This window comes from Nonomuraea indica (genome assembly GCF_002850745.1).
GTDB classification, from domain to species: Bacteria; Actinomycetota; Actinomycetes; order Streptosporangiales; family Streptosporangiaceae; genus Nonomuraea; species Nonomuraea indica.
Window position 1 is genome coordinate 146,186 of record NZ_KZ559473.1, and the last position, 16,193, is coordinate 162,378.

Below are 16,193 nucleotides of genomic sequence, written 5' to 3' on the forward strand. Positions count from 1 at the left end.
CCCGGAAGGGGTTTGAAAGCCGCTGCTGAGGGTGAGGGTCTGACAGGTCCCTCCTAGCCCGTAGGGTGCACGAACGTGAGAGCTATCCGCCGGTTTACCGTACGCACCGTCTTGCCCCGGGAGCTGAACGCACTCGGCGAGCTGGTTCACAACCTGCGCTGGTCCTGGCATCCCGAGACCACAGACCTCTTCGCCGAGGTCGATCCCCACCTGTGGCAACAGGTGGGGCACGACCCGGTGGCGCTGCTCGGCGCCGTCGACCCGGCCAGGCTGGGCGAGCTGGCCGTCGACCGGCGCTTCCTGCGCCGCCTCGCCGACGCGGCCGACGACCTGCGCGAGTACATGACCGCGCCCAAGTGGTACCAGACCCTCCCGGACGCCGCCCGGGCCATCGCCTACTTCTCCCCCGAGTACGGGATCGCCGCCCCGCTGCCGCAGTACTCCGGCGGCCTCGGCATCCTGGCCGGCGACCATCTCAAGGCCGCCAGTGACCTCGGCGTGCCGATCCTCGCGGTCGGCCTGCTCTACCGCCACGGCTACTTCACCCAGTCGCTCTCCCCGGAGGGCTGGCAGCTGGAGCACTACCCGTCGCTCGACGCGGGCGGGCTGCCGCTGGCGCTGCTGAAGGAGCAGGACGGCACCCCGGTCAACATCCGGGTCGGCCTGCCCGAGGGCCGCGCGCTGCACGCGCACATCTGGGTGGCTCAGGTGGGCCGGGTGCCGCTGCTGCTGCTCGACTCCGACGTGGCCGACAACGACACCGCCGCCCGCGACGTCACCGACCGCCTCTACGGCGGCGGCACCGACCACCGCCTGATGCAGGAGCTGCTGCTGGGCGTCGGCGGCGTGCGGGCCATCCGCGCCTACTGCCGCATCACCGGTCATCCCGAGCCGGAGGTGTTCCACACCAACGAGGGCCACGCCGGCTTCCTCGGCCTCGAACGCATCCGCGAGCTGACCGAGGCCCGCCTGTCGTTCGACGAGGCGCTCGAGGCCGTCCGGGCCGGCACCGTCTTCACCACGCACACGCCCGTGCCCGCCGGCATCGACCGTTTCCCCAAGGACATGATCGAGCGCCACTTCGGGGGCGACAACGCCTGGCCGACCGTGGAGGTCGAGCGCATTCTCGCGCTCGGCGCCGAGGAGGATCCGGGCCGGTTCAACATGGCGATCATGGGCATGCGGCTCGCCCAGCGCGTCAACGGCGTGTCGGAGCTGCACGGCCAGGTCAGCCGGGAGATGTTCAAGAGCCTGTGGCCCGGCTTCGACCTCGACGAGGTGCCGATCGGCTCCATCACCAACGGCGTGCACGCCCCCACCTGGGTCGGCCGCGAGCTGATGGAGCTGGCCGGACGGGAGCTGCCGTCCGTGATCGAGCGGGGACGCGGCTGGGACGGCGTGCAGAAGATCTCCGACGACGAGATCTGGGAGATCAGGGGCATCCTGCGGCGCCGCCTCGTCGAGGACGCCCGGGTCAGGCTGCGCCGGTCCTGGCGCGACCGCGGCGCCTCCGACGCCGAGCTCGGCTGGATCGACGAGGCCCTCGACCCCGAGGTGCTGACCATCGGCTTCGCCCGGCGGGTGCCCTCCTACAAGCGGCTCACGCTCATGCTGCGCGACCCGGACCGGCTCCGCAGCCTGCTGCTCGACCCGGTCAAGCCGGTCCAGATCGTCATCGCGGGCAAGGCGCACCCGGCCGACGAGGGCGGCAAGAAGCTGATCCAGCAGATCGTGAAGTTCGCCGACCAGGCCGACGTGCGGCACCGCATCGTCTTCCTGCCCGACTACGACATGGCGCTCGGCCGGCTGATGACGCAGGGCTGCGACGTCTGGCTGAACAACCCGCTGCGACCGCTGGAGGCGTCCGGCACCTCGGGCATGAAGTCGGCGCTGAACGGCGGGCTCAACCTGTCGATCCGCGACGGCTGGTGGGACGAGTGGTACGACGGCACCAACGGCTGGGCCATCCCCACGGCCGACGGCGTGCTCGACACCGACCGGCGCGACGAGCTCGAGGCCGGGGCGCTCTACGACCTGATCGAGCACGAGGTGTCCGACCGCTTCTACGACCGGGCCGGCGACGGGCTGCCGCGCCGCTGGCTGGAGATGGTCAAGCACACGCTGGTGTCGCTCGGCCCCAAGGTGCTGGCCGGCCGGATGCTGCGCGACTACGTGGTCGACCTCTACACGCCGGCCGCGCGGGCCGCCCGCGCCCTGTCGGCCGACTCCCACGCCGGGGCGAGGGCGTTCGCGGCCTGGCGGCTGCGGGTGGCCAAGGCGTGGCCCGGGGTGCGGGTGGAGCACGTCGAGGGCTCCGGCGTCGGCGACACCCCCGAGGTGGGCGCCGCGCTCGAACTGCGCGCCACCATCGCGCTCGGCGACCTCACGCCCGACGACGTGCTGGTCCAGGCCGCCTACGGCCGGGTCGGGCCGCACGACGAGCTGGAGCACCCGGCCTACCTCACGCTGACGCCCGCCGACGTGGACGACGACGGGCGCGCCCACTACACCGGCGTGGTGCCGCTCGACCGGACCGGACCGTTCGGCTACACCGTGCGCGTGGTGCCGCACCACCCGCTCGCCGCCTCGCCGGCCGAGCTGGGGCTGATCACCGTTCCCGAGGAGCCGGTCGGGATGACCAACGGCACGCTGCGCTGAGCCGGCGCGGGCCGGGGGCGCCGCCCTCGGCCCGCGCCCGGGCGCTTGACGGACCGGCATAATCGGGTCTGTGGACGACAGCGGGAACTCTTTGCGAGCCGACACCCTGGTGGCCACGGTCCGGGGTGTGCTGCCGTCGCTGACGCCGGCGGCCCAGACCGTCGCCCGCCTCATCCTGGAGGACCCGGCGACGGTGGCGCGCAGCACCATCACCGAGCTGTCGGCCGCCTCCGGCACCAGCGAGGCCACGATCGTGCGCACGGCCAGGCTGCTCGGCTTCGCCGGCTACCCGCAGTTGCGGCTGGCCCTGGCCGCCGCGGCGGCGCAGCCCGACCGCCTGGTGCCCGGCGACCTCGCCCCCGACGACCCGCTGTCGGAGGTGATCCTCAAGGTGGCGCGGGCCGAGTCCGAGGCGATCAACGACACGGTCGCCCAGCTCACCTCCGAACGGCTCGGCCTGGTGGTGGCCGCCGTCACCGCGGCGCGGCGGGTCGACGCCTACGGGGTGGGCGCCTCCGGCCTGGTGGCCGGCGACCTCGCCCAGAAACTGCTGCGCATCGGGCTGTCCAGCCACGCCTTCCAGGACGCGCACCTGGCGCTGACCAGCGCCGTCCTGCTCCGGCCCGGCGACGTCGCGGTCGGCATCAGCACGTCGGGCGAGACGCCCGACGTGCTGGAGCCGCTGGCGAGGGCCAAGGAGGCGGGCGCGACGACCGTCGCGATCACCAACAACCCCCGCTCCACCATCGCGGGGCTGGCCGAGCACGTGCTGATCTCGGCCGGGCGCGAGACGGAGTTCCGCCCCGGCGCCCTGGCCAGCCGCATCAGCCAGCTCCTGGTGGTCGACTGCCTGTTCGTCGGCGTCGCCCAGCGCACCTTCGACACCTCGCAGGAGGCGCTGCAGAGCACCAGGCGCGCCGTCGAGGACTACACCCGGCGGACGCCGCACGCTAGCCGGAGAAGCTGATCCGCACGTCGTCGGCCTTGACGAACATCACGCGGTGCCCGAACTGGATCCGCAGATACCTGGTCTGGCCCTTGACCACCCGGTGGTTCGCCGGGTCGAAGGTCACGGCACGGTAGTACTCCGCCGCGGCGGGCCCGGACAGGGTGTACTTCTCACCGGCCGAGAACGTGTACTGCAGCGGGGTGACCGCCTGGTACGGGATGTCCGCCGGGTAGGCCTCCTTCTCCGGGTACGCCCTGCCGTACACGGGGACCGTCGCCAGGCCCGGCCTGGGCGTCACCACCAGGCCCATGGACGGCACGGCGGTCGGCGCCGCGGCCGGGTTGTGGAACCACGCCTTCTGGCCGAGGTACCAGATGGCCGTCCAGTCGCCCTGCCGGTCGGCCACGGCGAACCGCTGGCCGGTGGTGGCGCGGGCGCTGTGGTCGTACACGCTGTAGAGCGACTCGCCCGTGGGGTGCTTGCCGATGTCCTTGACCAGCGGCGCGTCGGCGCGCGGCTCGGTGCGCAGCCAGACCGTGGAGGCGGGCAGCGGCGGGCAGGCCCGCTCCGGGTTCTTGCGGTCGCACCCGTAGAAGTACGGCTTGTTGGTGGCGAAGTCCGGCTTGATCATGATCGAGCCGGACCGGGGGCCGCCGAGCTGGTGCAGCGGGGCGCCCATCAGCTCGAAGTAGCGGGCCCAGTCCCAGAACGGGCCCGGGTCCTCGTGCATGCCCCTGACGGTGGTGGGCAGCGTGCCGGGCACGTTGTCGTGACCGATGATGTGCGCCCGGTCCAGCGGCACGCCGTGCCGGATCGCCAGGTAGCGGACCAGCCTGGCCGAGGAGCGGTACATCGCCTCGGTGTACCAGGTGCCGCCCTCGGCGAGGAAGCCCTCGTGCTCGATGCCGACGGACTTGGCGTTGACGTACCAGTTGCCGGCGTGCCAGCCGACGTCCTTGGTCTTGATCTGCTGGGCGATGTGGCCGTCGCCGGAACGCACCGAGTAGTGCCAGCTGCCGGGCCACTTCGGGTCCTGGTTCAGCTTGACCGACGGGCCCCAGTAGCCCTCCATGTCGTGGATGACGATGTAGTCGACCTTCTGGCTCTGCGGGCGGTTCGCCAGGTCGTAGTGGCCGTAGTCGTCAGGCGGCAGCTCCTGGTAGGCCGCGGGGATCCACTCGCAGGAGATGGTCGGCGGACACTCGACGCCGTCGCGGCGCGCCGGGCGCAGGCCGAGCTTCTCCAGCCACTTCTCGATCCGCTCCAGGCCGGGCACGGGCCGCAGGGTGACCCGGTGGCCGTCGTCGGTGACCCGGTCGGCGCCGGCCTCGATCGTGGCGAACACCTCGTCGGCGAACACCTTGGCCGCCTGCGCCTCCTCGGCGCCTGAGTACTTGGCGACCGCCCCGTACCACTCGCCGGGGTCGTCGCTCAGCGGCGCGCCGAGCGACTTCTGGTGGTCGGCGAGCAGGGCGGCGCCGCCCCGGATGTTGGCGGCCGGGTCGGTCCGCAGCTTCTCGTGGGTCTCGCCGGTGAGCCGGGCCGCCGCCTCCATGGTGCGCAGCGAGGCGGGGATCTCGGCGGGGGCGGGCGGCTCGGCGTGGGGGTCGAGGGGCCTGCTCTCGTCGCCCCTGGCGTCCTCCTCGCCCTCGCCGTGGTGGTTCGACCCGGTGTAGGCGGCGGCGTCGGTGAGGTGCATGGGGCCGAAGCCGGCGTCGTTGCTCGGCTGTCCGGCGTGCGCGTCCCAGCGCGACTCCAGGTAGGAGACGCCGAGCAGGACGCTCTCGGGGACGCCGTACTCCTCGGCCGCGGCGGCGAACGCCCGCTGCCGGTCGGTCGGTTCCTGTGCGGCCCGCGCCGCTGTGACGTTGGCTAACGGAAGGAGGGCGACCGCGGTGATCGCCAACACTCTGCGCATCTGGACGCTCCTGGGTACGGGGGGCGTTGGGGCAGTCCACAGCGTCTCAATATTTTCTTTCCCGAGCGATAGTCTGGAGAAGGATTTTTTCACCTCCTGGCCCGGAGGATGATCGGGACGCTCTTGTAGGGTTCCGGGCATGGGTGAGTTCGTACGCGTAGAGGTGGCCGACCAGATCGCCACGATCAGGCTTGATCGTCCGAAGATGAACGCCCTCAACGGCCGGATGCAGCAGGAGATCGGCGAGGCGGCCCGCACGGTCGACGCCGACCCCGGCGTGCACGCCGTCGTCGTCTACGGCGGCGAGCGCGTCTTCGCGGCGGGCGTGGACATCAAGGAGATGGTCGCCATGTCCTACGCCGAGATGTCCCGCCACTCCGGCCCGCTCCAGGACTGCTTCACCGCCGTGGCCCGCATCGGCAAGCCCGTGATCGCCGCGGTCACCGGCTACGCGCTGGGCGGCGGGTGCGAGCTGGCCCTGTGCGCCGACTTCCGCGTCGCGGGCGCGTCCGCCAAGCTCGGCCAGCCCGAGATCCAGCTCGGCCTCATCCCCGGCGCCGGCGGCACCCAGCGGCTGCCCCGCCTGGTCGGTCCGTCCCGCGCCAAGGACCTCATCTTCAGCGGCCGCCACGTCACGGCCGAGGAGGCCCTCGCCATCGGCCTGGTGGACCGGGTCGTGCCGGACGCCGACGTCTACACCGCCGCCCTGGAGTGGGCCGCCACCTTCACCGGCGGCCCCGCCCTCGCCCTGCGCGCGGCCAAGCAGGCGGTGGACCACGGAATGGAGACCGACCTCGACACGGGGCTGGAGATCGAGCGGCTGCAGTTCGCCGGGATGTTCGCCACGGAGGACGCCCGGACCGGCATGACCGCCTTCGCCGAGAAGGCCAAGCCCACCTTCACCGGCCGCTGACCCGCCGCACCGCGAGCGCCCACGCACGCCGGACGCTTCACCCGCGCACACCGGTCGCTTCGGCCGGCGCGAGCGCCCGCGCACGCCGGACGCTTCACCCGCACGCGCCGGTCGCTTCACCCGCACGCGCCGGTCGCTTCACCCGCACGCGCCGGTCGCTTCGGCCGCCGCGAGCGCCCGCGCACGCCGGTCGGTTCGCCCCCACGCGCCGGTCGGTTCGCCCCCACGCGGGTCGGGGCGGCGTCCGCGACTCGCGGAGGTGACAGGTGTCAGGTGACTTGTCGTGCTTCACCGAAGCATCGCCTTATGGCCGAGGATTTGGCACTATCGTGGCGTTTCATGATGCGCGTCCTGGTCCCCGCGCGGCTGCGTCAAGCCGTGCGCACGTGGTTCGATGCCCGCTACATCTCCATCGCCGACCACCGCCAAGACATCAGGGACGCGCTCTGGGAGGTCCAGACCCTTCGCCGCGAGATGGCGACCCTGCACGCCGAGGTCGAACGCCTCAGGAAGGCCCCCGCCCGGCCGCCGGCCGCTCCCGGGACCGGCGCCACCGGAGTCGACGCCGCCAAGGTGGAGGACGCCCACCGCCTGGCCCAGGAGACCGCCAAGGCCCTCGACGGCGTGCTGCAGAACGAGGTCCTCGTCTGGCAGGCCATCGACGACCTGCGGTCGCGCCTCACCCCCTCCGCGGCGGGAGAGCAACCGTGCGGGTGATCTGGAAGGAGGGCGAGCTGCTGTTCCGGCTCGACCCCGAGGACGAGATCACCGGGAAGGCGTCCGACGGCCATCCCGTCAAGCTGGCGACCAACACCTGTCACCTGTCCGGCGTACCCGGCGACGCCCACCCCGACCTGTTCGCCGTGGCCGCCTGGACGGTGGTCGCGCCCTGGACGCGCAGGCGGATCACCTTCGACCGGGCCGTCTCGGACCAGGTCGCCGCGGCGCTCCACGACGGGTGGGGCATCGAGGCCGGTCCCGTGGGCGCCGAGCCGCGCCCGGCGGGACCCGTCCTGGCGATCTCCTACAGCGGTGGCGCCGACTCCGTGGCGGCCGCCACCGTCTACCCGCAGGCGCCGCTCGTGCACTTCCAGCGCGTGGCGCACCCCCGCGTCCCCAACAGGTGGCCGCACTACCGCTCCGACGTCCTCGCCAGGCTCGCCCGCCAGACCGGCCGGGACGTCACTGTCGTCCAGTCCGATCTCGAATACACGCTGGCCGAGCCCCGTCCCGGCTACCCGGAGCACCAGGCCGTCGCCGCGGGCGCCCTGCTCATGGCCGACCGGCTCGGACTGGGCGGCCTCGGGTTCGGCTACGAGATGGGGTCACGCTGGCTCGGGGGCGGCCGCTATCTGCTGAGGTACACGCCCGACAACTTCCTGTGGGCGCCGCACGGCGCGTGGGGGCGGTTGTTCGCCGCCGCCGGCGTGCACATCGTGCTGCCCGTCGGCGGGGTGAGCGAGGCGGTCACCATGCGGCTGGCCATGAGCTCCGAGCTCAAGGACCAGGTCCGCTGGTGTCTGCGCGGCACGGACGGGCCGTGCCGCACCTGCGGCAAGTGCCTGTACAAGGAGCTCATCGTGGCCGCCGTCGAACGACGCCCCCTCGACACGCCCATCACCGCCGACCGGCCCGTCGCCCGCAAGTGGCTCAAGCCACCGCCCTACGGCGGCCAGGAGATGATCGAGTACGGCCTCGCCCGCGTGCCCGGCATCGAGAACACCCTCTTCGCCACGGCCTTGTCCCACCTGCGTCCCACCGAGGAGTCCACGAGCTGGCTCGACCGCTGCTACCCGCCGGCGATCGACGAGATCCCCGAACGGTGGCGGCAGCAGGCCGCGACGTTCATGGCCGAACACGTGGGCCACATGACCGAGGCGGAGGCACGCCGGGTGGAGACGTGGGGCTCCGCCGTGCGGAGAGGAGCGGACGCGTGAAGGTGTACCTGTCGGTCGACATGGAGGGCGTGACGGGGCTCACGGACCCCGAGGAGATGCACGCGGGCAAGCGTGGTTACGAGCGCGGATGCGAGCTGATGACCGCCGACGCCAACGCCGCCGTCCGGGGCGCCTACGAGGCGGGCGCCTCCGCGGTGCTGGTCAACGACGCCCACGGGTCCACCAAGAACCTCCGGATCGACCTCCTGGACCCGCGGGCCACCCTGATCCGCGGACCGGGGAAGGCCCAGCGCATGGCGCACGGGCTGGACGGGTCGTTCCAGGCCGCGGGGTTCGTGGGCTACCACGCCCGCGCCGGGGTCCCGCACGGCGTGCTCAACCACACGTGGATGGGCAAGGAGATCCAGAACGTCCACCTCAACGGCGACGTGTGCGGCGAGACCAGGCTGGTGGCGGCGTGCGCCGGGTTCCACGGCGTCCCGGTGGTGCTGGTGGCCGGCGACGAGGCCGTCGGTGAGGAGGCGCGCGACCTGCTCGGCGACGTCGAGACCGTGGCGGTCAAGAGGGGGATCGACAAGTTCTCGGCCGAACTGCTGCCACCGAGCGTCGCCCAGGAACGCATTCGTGAGGCGATGGCCAGGGCCCTCCACCGGTTGACCGACTTCACACCGTACCGGCTGGCTCCTCCGTACACGCTCGGTGTGGAGTGGAACTCGACTGCCATTGCCAGCGCTGTGGCGCTGGTTCCCGGTGTGAAGTCGGTGGGGCCGCGGCACACCGAGTTCACGACGGACGACTTCGCGCAGATCATGGCCCTGTTCGGCATCTTCGCCACGATCGGCGGCCAGATCGCCTGCGGCAGCGGCCCCTACGGCTGACCGGCTCCGCGTCGCCCGCTTGAGCGGGCACCCACGTCCGCGTCGCCTGTCCGGGCGGGCGCCCGTGTCCGCGTCGCCTGCCTGGGCGGGCACCCGCCGCGGCGTTGCCTGTCCGGGCGGGCATCCGTGGCCGCGTCGCCCGCCCGAGCGGGCACCGCCGGGCCGGGTCTGCTCGGGCCCCCGCCGGCGGGCCGCCCGCGGCTAGTGGTCGTCCAGGCCGCGGGCGCTCATGGCCTCGCCCATCGCGTCCGCGTGGCGGAGGACGCTGACCACCAGGGGCACCGCGAACGCCCGTACGCTCCAGGAGAGGCCGCGCGCCTGCTGGGCCTCGCGCACCCTGGTGGCGAGCGCCGAGATGACGGGCACGCTGCGGACGGCCAGGGACAGCACCAGAGACACCCGGAACGGGTCGACACCGAGCAGGCGCAGCGGGGCGAGGCAGCGCTCGAAGCAGGCCATCATGTCGGCGAACCGCGTGGTCAGCGTGACCAGCCCGGCCAGCGCGACCGCCAGCACGAGGCGGAGCGTGGCGGAGACCGCCCCGTGCAGGTCCACCAGCACGAACTGCATCACGAACAGCGCGACGGCGAACCAGCGCAGCGGCTTGACCTGCGCCCACGCCGCGCCCGGCCCGACCCCCGAAACGGCGTACAGCAGCACCACCAGCACGGTGGAACCGCCGAGCCACAGGGGCGAGCCGAGCAGGAACAGCGTCGTGCACAGCAGGGCCAGGCCGAGCAGCTTCGCGCCCGCCGGAAGCCGGTGCAGCGGCGAGTCGCCGGGCACGTAGACGCCGGTCACGACATGAGCTTGCGGTAGTGGCCGATCGCCGGCCCCGGAGTGGAGTCGGCGACCACGCGCCCCTGGTCGAGCACGATGACGCGGTCGAAGGAGTCCAGCAGGCCGAGGTCGTGGGTGACCACGACGACCGGCTGGGGCAGCTCCCGCAGCAGGTCGGCCACGAGCCGGGAGTGGCGCAGATCGAGCAGCGTCGTCGGCTCGTCCATGACGAGGAGCCGTGGTTCGAGCACCAGCACGGCGCACAGCGCCAGCAGTTGCTTCTGCCCGCCCGACAGCAGGTGGGCGGGGTGGTCGGCGTGCCGGTCGAGGCCGTACCTGGCCAGCACCTCGCGCACCCGCTCGTCCACCTCGGCCGGGGACAGCCCCTTGCGCCGCAGGGAGAGCGCGACGTCCTCCGCGACGGTCGGCATGACGATCTGCGCGTCCGGATCGGTGAACAGGAACCCCACGTCCCGCCGGATGCGGGCCGCGTGGCGGCGGGTGTCGTGGCCGAACACGGTCACGTCGCCCGAGGTGGGCAGGGCCAGCCCGTTGAGGAGGCGGGCGAGCGTGCTCTTGCCGGAGCCGTTCGCGCCGACGACGCCGATCCTGTGCTCCGACAGGGACAATGTCACGTCCGACAGCACGTCGCGCCCGGCGAGCCGGACGCCGACACCGTTGAACCGGATCATTCACACCACCTCGAACAGGGCCGCGACGCCCATGCCGCCGCCGACCGCCGCGGTCGCCAGCCCGAGGCTGCCCGGGGGAGCGCCGGAACGCACGAGCCTGCTGAACAGCCTGGTCACCACGACCGCACCGGTCGCGCCCCACGGGTGGCCGAGGGCGATCGCACCGCCGTCGGCGCAGACGCGGCCGAGGTCGGCCTCCAGCGCGTCCGTCACCGCGAGGACCTGCGCGGCGAACGCCTCCACGATCTCCACCGCCGCGAGGTCGTCCATGGTCGTCCCCGTACGGGCCAGCACCCGCCGTACGGCGGGCACCGGACCCCAGCCGGGCAGCGCCGGGTCGCATCCGGCGACGGCGCCCGCCAGCAGCCGGAGCCCCGGCATCCCGGCGCGCAGCGTTTCGGGCACGACGGCGACGGCGGCCGCGCCGTCGCTGATGGGCGAGGAGTTGCCCGCGGTGACCGTGCCGCCGGGCACGAAGGCGGCGGGCAGGCGCGCGAGCGTCCGCTCGCGCAGGACGCGGGGCCGCTGGTCGGCAAGCCTGCCGTCGATCTCGACCAGCTCCGGGCCGAAGCGGGCGGCGAGCGCTCTGGCGTGGCTGCGCAGGGCGTAGGCGTCCTGGCGTTCCCTCGACACGCCGCACGCGGTCGCCAGGGCCTCCGCGGCGGGGCCCATGTCGGGGTCGGCGTGGCCCGCGGGCGCGAAGGGCGCCCTCGGGTACGGCTCGGCGGCGCCGCGCATGGTTCGCAGCGGCGCGGTGGACGCGCTCTCCACGCCGCCCGCTATGACGAGGTCGGCGTCTCCCGCGCGGACGGCCTGCCCGGCCAGCAGGATCGCGGCCAGGCCGCTGCCGCACTGGCGGTCCACGGTGACGCCGGGCACGTCGTGGCCGAGGCCGGCGGCGAGCGCCGAGACGCGGGCGAGGTTGCCGCCGGGGCCCATGCAGTTGCCGAGCACGACGTCGTCGACCGCGAGGTGCGGCACCTCCCGCGCGACAGCCGCGATGACCGGCGCGGCGAGCCGGTCGGCCGTCAGGGATCTGTACGCATGGCCCGCGGTGCCGATGGGGGTGCGCAGCGCCGCGACGACGACAGGCTGCCGGTTCACGTTCAGACCAGCCGCCTCAGTCCGGCGCCGTCGCCGGCGAGCCGACCGGCCACCACGCCTCGGGCGGGCTTGCCCGTGGGGGTGCGCGGCAGATCGCCCACGGCGTACCAGCGTCTCGGCCGCTGCGCCGGGTCGAGCCCCTCGCGGGCCACCGCGTCGAGCGCCGCGCGCGCGGGCGGCGAGCCCTCCAGCACGGCGGTCACGACCGAGCCGAGCAGGGGGTGCGGCGAGCCGACGACGACGACGTCGGTGACACCGGGCACGCCGCGCAGCACCGCCTCGACGTCCTCGGGCACCACGGTCGCGCCCCCGGTCTGGATGGCGCCGTCACCGCGCCCGCGCAGCCGCAACGGTTCTCCCGGCAGGTACGGCTCGGCGCGGTCGCCGACGCTCGTCCAGCCGGCCCCGTCGGTCCTCAGCGGGCCGGCGGCCCCCGCCAGGTACCCCTGGGCCAGCCACGGCGACCGGGCCCACACCTCGCCGTCGCGCACCTGGATCTCCACCTTGGGAAAGGGGCGCAGGCCCGTGCCGTCGGCGTCGACGGCGACGAACGACATCTCGGTGGCGCCGTAGTAGGACACGACCCTGACGCCGGCCCGCGCGGCGGCGTCCCGCGTCTCAGGAGGCAGCGCGGCGCCGCCGACGACGGCGGTGCGCAGCCGGCCGCCGTCGTCCGCCAGGGCGTCGAGGACGGCGGGCAGCAGGTGCGGCACCAGGTGGACGACCGTCGCCCGGCGGAGGTCGTCGGCCGGCACGGCCGTGGCCCGGCGTCCCGGCAGGACGACCGTCGCGCCGGTGGCCAGCGCGTGGACGGCCGCGAAGGCGTACAGGGAGGACACCAGCGGGCCCGGCACCAGCACGACGTCGTCGGGGCCGATGCCGGTCAGCGCGCTCACGTGCGGGAAGGAGCCCGTCCACGACGAGCGGGTGCGCACCACGGCACGCGGCCGCCCGGTGCTGCCCGAGGTGAGGCACGCCCACGCCGGGTCGTCGCCGGCGGGCTCGCCCGTCGCCCACGCCGGGTCGTCGCCGGTAGGCTCGCCCGTCGCCCGCGCGCTCGCGGAGCGCGGGAGGGGCGCGTCGACGTGCCGGTCGACGGGGAGCGCGGGGATCACCCGCGCGCGCTGGTCCGCGTCGCACAGCAGCGGCGTGGCGCCGGCGAGGTCGGCGGCGAGCACGGCGACGAGCTGGTCGACCGGGTCGGACAGGGTGATCGCCACCAGGCCCCCGCCGTCGAGGGGCCTGGTGCTCACCTCGCGCCACAGCTCGGCGTAGGTGAGGGAGCCGGCGGGGCCGTGCAGCGCCGGGTGGTGAGGGCGTTCGGCGGCATGGCGCCGGACCAGGAGAGCGACGGGCATGCGCTGGCTCAGCCGGCCTTCACCCGCTCGCGATGGACGGTGGGGACGGCCGCGGGGTAGGCCCGCTGCGTGCCCCGCGCCACGATCGACGCGATCACCGCCTTGGCGACGTCGCCGGGCACGAACGCCAGGCTGAGGAGCGCGGCCTGACCGAGCGGCAGCCCGGTGACGGCGGCCTGGACCGGGATGCCGACCAGGTAGATCACGCCGACGCCGCCCGCGAGGCACGCCACGAGCAGGCGGACGCTGCCGGGGGACGCCCCGCCGCGCTCGACGATCCACCCGGTCAGGGCCGCTCCGGGGATCCACCCGAGGAGGAAGCCCACCGAGGGCCCGGTGAACACCCCGAGACCGCCGCGCCCGCCGGCGAGGAGCGGCAGGCCCGCGGCGACCAGCAGGATCAGCACGGCGACGGCGAGCGCGCCACGCCAGGAGCCGAGGATCGCGCCGGCCAGCATCACGCCGAACGTCTGCAGCGTGATGGGGACGGTGTTGCCGAAAACGTTCAGCGCCCCGGGCAGGCCGAGGACGGCGATCAGCGCGGCGAACACGCTGATCCGGGCGAGGTCCGCCGTGCGGAGGCCGCGGCGGTGGGGCCGTGTCTGCATCATGCGTCCGATCCCACACCAGGACGCCCTGATCCAAGCATGGAGGGTTCCTACAACGATTCCGATGCGGATCTGGGCGAACGGGACGTGACAGAGCGAGGATTTGTTCATGATCGTTAGTAGGGGTGCTGCGATGTCCGATCGTACGTCGTCACCGGCACCGGACGTCCCGTAGGGGGGCGACGGTGCGCGGGTATACGGTGCCCTCTGGTCGTCGTGGCCGAGGAGCGCGGGCGGGAACGCCGGCCGGGCTCCGGGGTGCTCGTGGGAGGTGGGCGTGGACGGGGCGGCGCTGACACGGCGGGGGCTGCTCGTCGGGATCGGGGCGGCCGGCGGCGCGGGGGCGATGTACGCCGCCATGGGCGCGCTCGGCCTGGCCCCGGACGAGCAGGACAAGAGCTTCACCCCGCCCCGGCCCGGCGACTTCTCGCTGCGGGGCCGGGCCGCCGCCAAGGTGGTCGTCCTCGGCGCCGGCGTCGCCGGCCTGACCGTGGCGTACGAGCTGGGCAAGGCCGGCTACGACTGCACGGTCCTGGAGGCCAGGGCCAGGGCCGGCGGCCGTAACCTCACGCTGCGCCGTGGTGACCGGCTGACCGAGCTGAACGGCCCGGCGCAGGACGTGCGGCTCGGCGAGGGGGTGTACTTCAACGCCGGCCCCGGCCGCATCGCCCCCTGGATGGTCACCCTCGACTACTGCCGTGAGCTGGGCATCCCCATCGAGACGTTCGTGAACAACAACGCGAGCGCGTACGTCCACACGAACGGCCGGACCGTCCGGGCCCGAACCGCCCGAGCCGACATGTACGGATATGTCGCGGAATTATTGGCCAAAGCGACGGATGTCGGCGCGCTCAACCGCACGCTCACCAAGGACGACCGCGAGCGGCTGCTGGAGTTCCTGCGCCGCTTCGGCGACCTCGGGCCCCGGCTCACCTACGAGGGCTCGCCGCGGCGCGGCTTCACGAGATACCCGGCGCTGGACGCCGGAGTCCCCGCCGAAGGCCCCGGCTCGCTGCACGAGGTCCTCGCCGCCGCCACCGGCCGGGCGATCACCACCGACTTCGGCCACGAGCAGGCCGCGCCCATGTTCCAGCCGGTCGGCGGCATGGACGCGATCGTGACCCGGCTCGCCGAGGCGGTGGGCGCCGGCCGCATCCGGACGGGCGCCCGCGTCACCGGGATCACCGACCGGGCCGACGGCGTGGAGGTCACCTGGACCGGCGGCGCCGTCAAGGCCGACTACTGCGTCGCCACCCTCCCGCCCCACCTCCTCGCCAAGATCCCGCACAACCTGGGGGCCCAGGTGACCTCGGCGCTGCGCACGCCCGTGCCCGTCGCCACCGGCAAGATCGGCCTGGAGTACGGCAGGCGCTGGTGGGAGCTGGAGGACCGGATCTACGGGGGCGTCACCGAGACCGACCTCGACATCACCCACATCTGGTACCCCTCGCACGACTACCACGCCGAACGCGGCGTGCTCGTCGGCTACTACAACACCGACCAGCACGCCGAGCTGTACGGCGCGCTCACCCCCGAGGGCCGCAGGCGCCGCGCCCTCACGCAGGGCCGCAAGATCCACGGCGACAGGTACGGCAAGGACCTGCTGTCTGCCGTCTCGATCGCCTGGGAGCGCCAGGAGCACATCCAGGGCGGCTGGGTGCGCTGGCCTGCCGTTGATTCGGCGTTCACTCTTCTGCAACGCCCCGCCGGAAGGGTCTACTTCGCGGGCGACTGGCTCACCCGTCTCATCGCCTGGCAGGCGGGGGCGATGGAGTCCGCCCGCGACGTCGTCACGCGGCTGCACCAACGGGTGCTGCAGTCGTCGTGACGCGCGCGGCCCGCTGGACCGGCGTAGGGTCCTTCGGGAGCGACCGAGGAGATGGGATGACGTTGCGCTGGACGCCCGCCACCGAGCGGGCCGATCTGCTGGCCGACCCGGTGGCGCGGGCGGTGACGACGCTCGGCGCCGGCGTCGAGGTGGCCGAGATAGACCCCGAGCTCGCCGACACGGCGGCGTTCTGCGAGCGCTACGGCGTCACGCTCGACGAGTCGGCCAACTGCGTGGTCGTCGCCGCCAAGCGGGGCGGCGAGACCCGCTACGCCGCCTGCATGGTGCTCGCGACGATGCGCGTCGACGTCAACGGCGTCGTGCGCAGGCACCTGGACGCGCGCAAGGCCAGCTTCGCGCCGATGGCGCAGGCGGTCGAGCTGACCGGCATGGAGTACGGCGGCATCACCCCGCTCGGCCTGCCGGCCGACTGGCCCGTCCTGGTCGACACGCACGTCGCCGAGCATCCCCGGGTGGTGATCGGCAGCGGCGTGCGCCGGTCCAAGCTCGCCGTGTCCGGAGCCACCCTCGCCGGCCTGAAGGGCGCGGAGGTGCTCGCGCTGGCGAACTGAGCCGGCGGCCCCGAGTCGCCGGCGTCCGCGACCGCCC

General features: G+C 73.7%; 14 protein-coding genes. 8 read left to right on the top strand and 6 right to left on the bottom strand.

The features are described 5' to 3' along the window. Positions 1-75 precede the first annotated feature (75 nt). Positions 76-2,658: an alpha-glucan family phosphorylase gene (gene glgP / locus CXR44_RS21300; RefSeq protein WP_101787849.1), complete on the top strand. Its 2,583-nt coding sequence runs from the start codon at positions 76-78 to the stop codon at positions 2,656-2,658. A gap of 70 nt (positions 2,659-2,728) precedes the next feature. Continuing rightward, a complete protein-coding gene (locus CXR44_RS21305; protein WP_101787850.1) occupies positions 2,729-3,625 on the top strand; it encodes a MurR/RpiR family transcriptional regulator in 897 nt (298 codons plus the stop codon). On the opposite strand, the gene CXR44_RS21310 is transcribed toward CXR44_RS21305, so the two are convergent. Next, entirely contained in the window at positions 3,609-5,525 is a 1,917-nt protein-coding gene (locus tag CXR44_RS21310) for an N-acetylmuramoyl-L-alanine amidase (RefSeq protein ID WP_101787851.1), read from the bottom strand. The two genes, CXR44_RS21305 and CXR44_RS21310, sit on opposite strands and share 17 nt — an antisense overlap. A 139-nt stretch (positions 5,526-5,664) precedes the next feature. Here CXR44_RS21310 and CXR44_RS21315 point away from each other — a divergent pair, with 139 nt between their 5' ends. From CXR44_RS21315 to CXR44_RS21330, 4 genes are all read left to right on the top strand, one after another. Next, on the top strand, positions 5,665-6,438 hold the full coding sequence (locus tag CXR44_RS21315; protein WP_101787852.1) for an enoyl-CoA hydratase/isomerase family protein: 774 nt from the start codon (positions 5,665-5,667) through the stop codon (positions 6,436-6,438). 339 nt (positions 6,439-6,777) lie between these two features. Next, positions 6,778-7,155 (top strand): hypothetical protein, encoded by a 378-nt coding sequence (locus CXR44_RS21320; RefSeq protein WP_101787853.1) that lies wholly within the window; start codon positions 6,778-6,780, stop codon positions 7,153-7,155. Beyond that, positions 7,146-8,375: a DUF6395 domain-containing protein gene (locus CXR44_RS21325; RefSeq protein WP_101787854.1), complete on the top strand. Its 1,230-nt coding sequence runs from the start codon at positions 7,146-7,148 to the stop codon at positions 8,373-8,375. The genes CXR44_RS21320 and CXR44_RS21325 overlap by 10 nt, the downstream gene beginning before the upstream one ends. After that, entirely contained in the window at positions 8,372-9,214 is an 843-nt protein-coding gene (locus CXR44_RS21330) for a M55 family metallopeptidase (protein WP_101787855.1), read from the top strand. The genes CXR44_RS21325 and CXR44_RS21330 overlap by 4 nt, the downstream gene beginning before the upstream one ends. Before the next feature lie 201 nt (positions 9,215-9,415). Here the strand turns inward: CXR44_RS21330 and CXR44_RS21335 are convergent, their stop codons facing one another. From CXR44_RS21335 to CXR44_RS21355, 5 genes are read right to left on the bottom strand one after another with little or no spacing between them, the layout of a single operon-like run. Next, entirely contained in the window at positions 9,416-10,015 is a 600-nt protein-coding gene (locus CXR44_RS21335; RefSeq protein ID WP_101787856.1) for an energy-coupling factor transporter transmembrane component T family protein, read from the bottom strand. Beyond that, the gene (locus CXR44_RS21340) at positions 10,012-10,686 is read right to left on the bottom strand and encodes an energy-coupling factor ABC transporter ATP-binding protein (protein WP_101787857.1); all 675 of its coding nucleotides are present in this window, start codon (positions 10,684-10,686) and stop codon (positions 10,012-10,014) included. The genes CXR44_RS21335 and CXR44_RS21340 overlap by 4 nt, the downstream gene beginning before the upstream one ends. After that, positions 10,687-11,790 carry a thiolase family protein gene (locus CXR44_RS21345; RefSeq protein ID WP_101787858.1) on the bottom strand — a complete coding sequence of 368 codons (1,104 nt, stop codon included), beginning with the start codon at positions 11,788-11,790 and terminating at the stop codon, positions 10,687-10,689. A gap of 2 nt (positions 11,791-11,792) precedes the next feature. After that, on the bottom strand, positions 11,793-13,148 hold the full coding sequence (locus CXR44_RS21350) for a class I adenylate-forming enzyme family protein (RefSeq protein WP_101787859.1): 1,356 nt from the start codon (positions 13,146-13,148) through the stop codon (positions 11,793-11,795). An 8-nt stretch (positions 13,149-13,156) separates the two neighbouring features. Then, the gene (locus CXR44_RS21355) at positions 13,157-13,759 is read right to left on the bottom strand and encodes a biotin transporter BioY (RefSeq protein WP_101787860.1); all 603 of its coding nucleotides are present in this window, start codon (positions 13,757-13,759) and stop codon (positions 13,157-13,159) included. A gap of 274 nt (positions 13,760-14,033) precedes the next feature. On the opposite strand from CXR44_RS21355, the gene CXR44_RS21360 reads away from it, so the two are divergent. After that, entirely contained in the window at positions 14,034-15,584 is a 1,551-nt protein-coding gene (locus CXR44_RS21360) for a flavin monoamine oxidase family protein (RefSeq protein WP_245899301.1), read from the top strand. A gap of 56 nt (positions 15,585-15,640) precedes the next feature. Beyond that, positions 15,641-16,156, top strand: a complete 516-nt coding sequence (locus CXR44_RS21365) for a YbaK/EbsC family protein (RefSeq protein ID WP_101787861.1) — start codon at positions 15,641-15,643, stop codon at positions 16,154-16,156. The last annotated feature ends 37 nt before the right edge of the window (positions 16,157-16,193 follow it).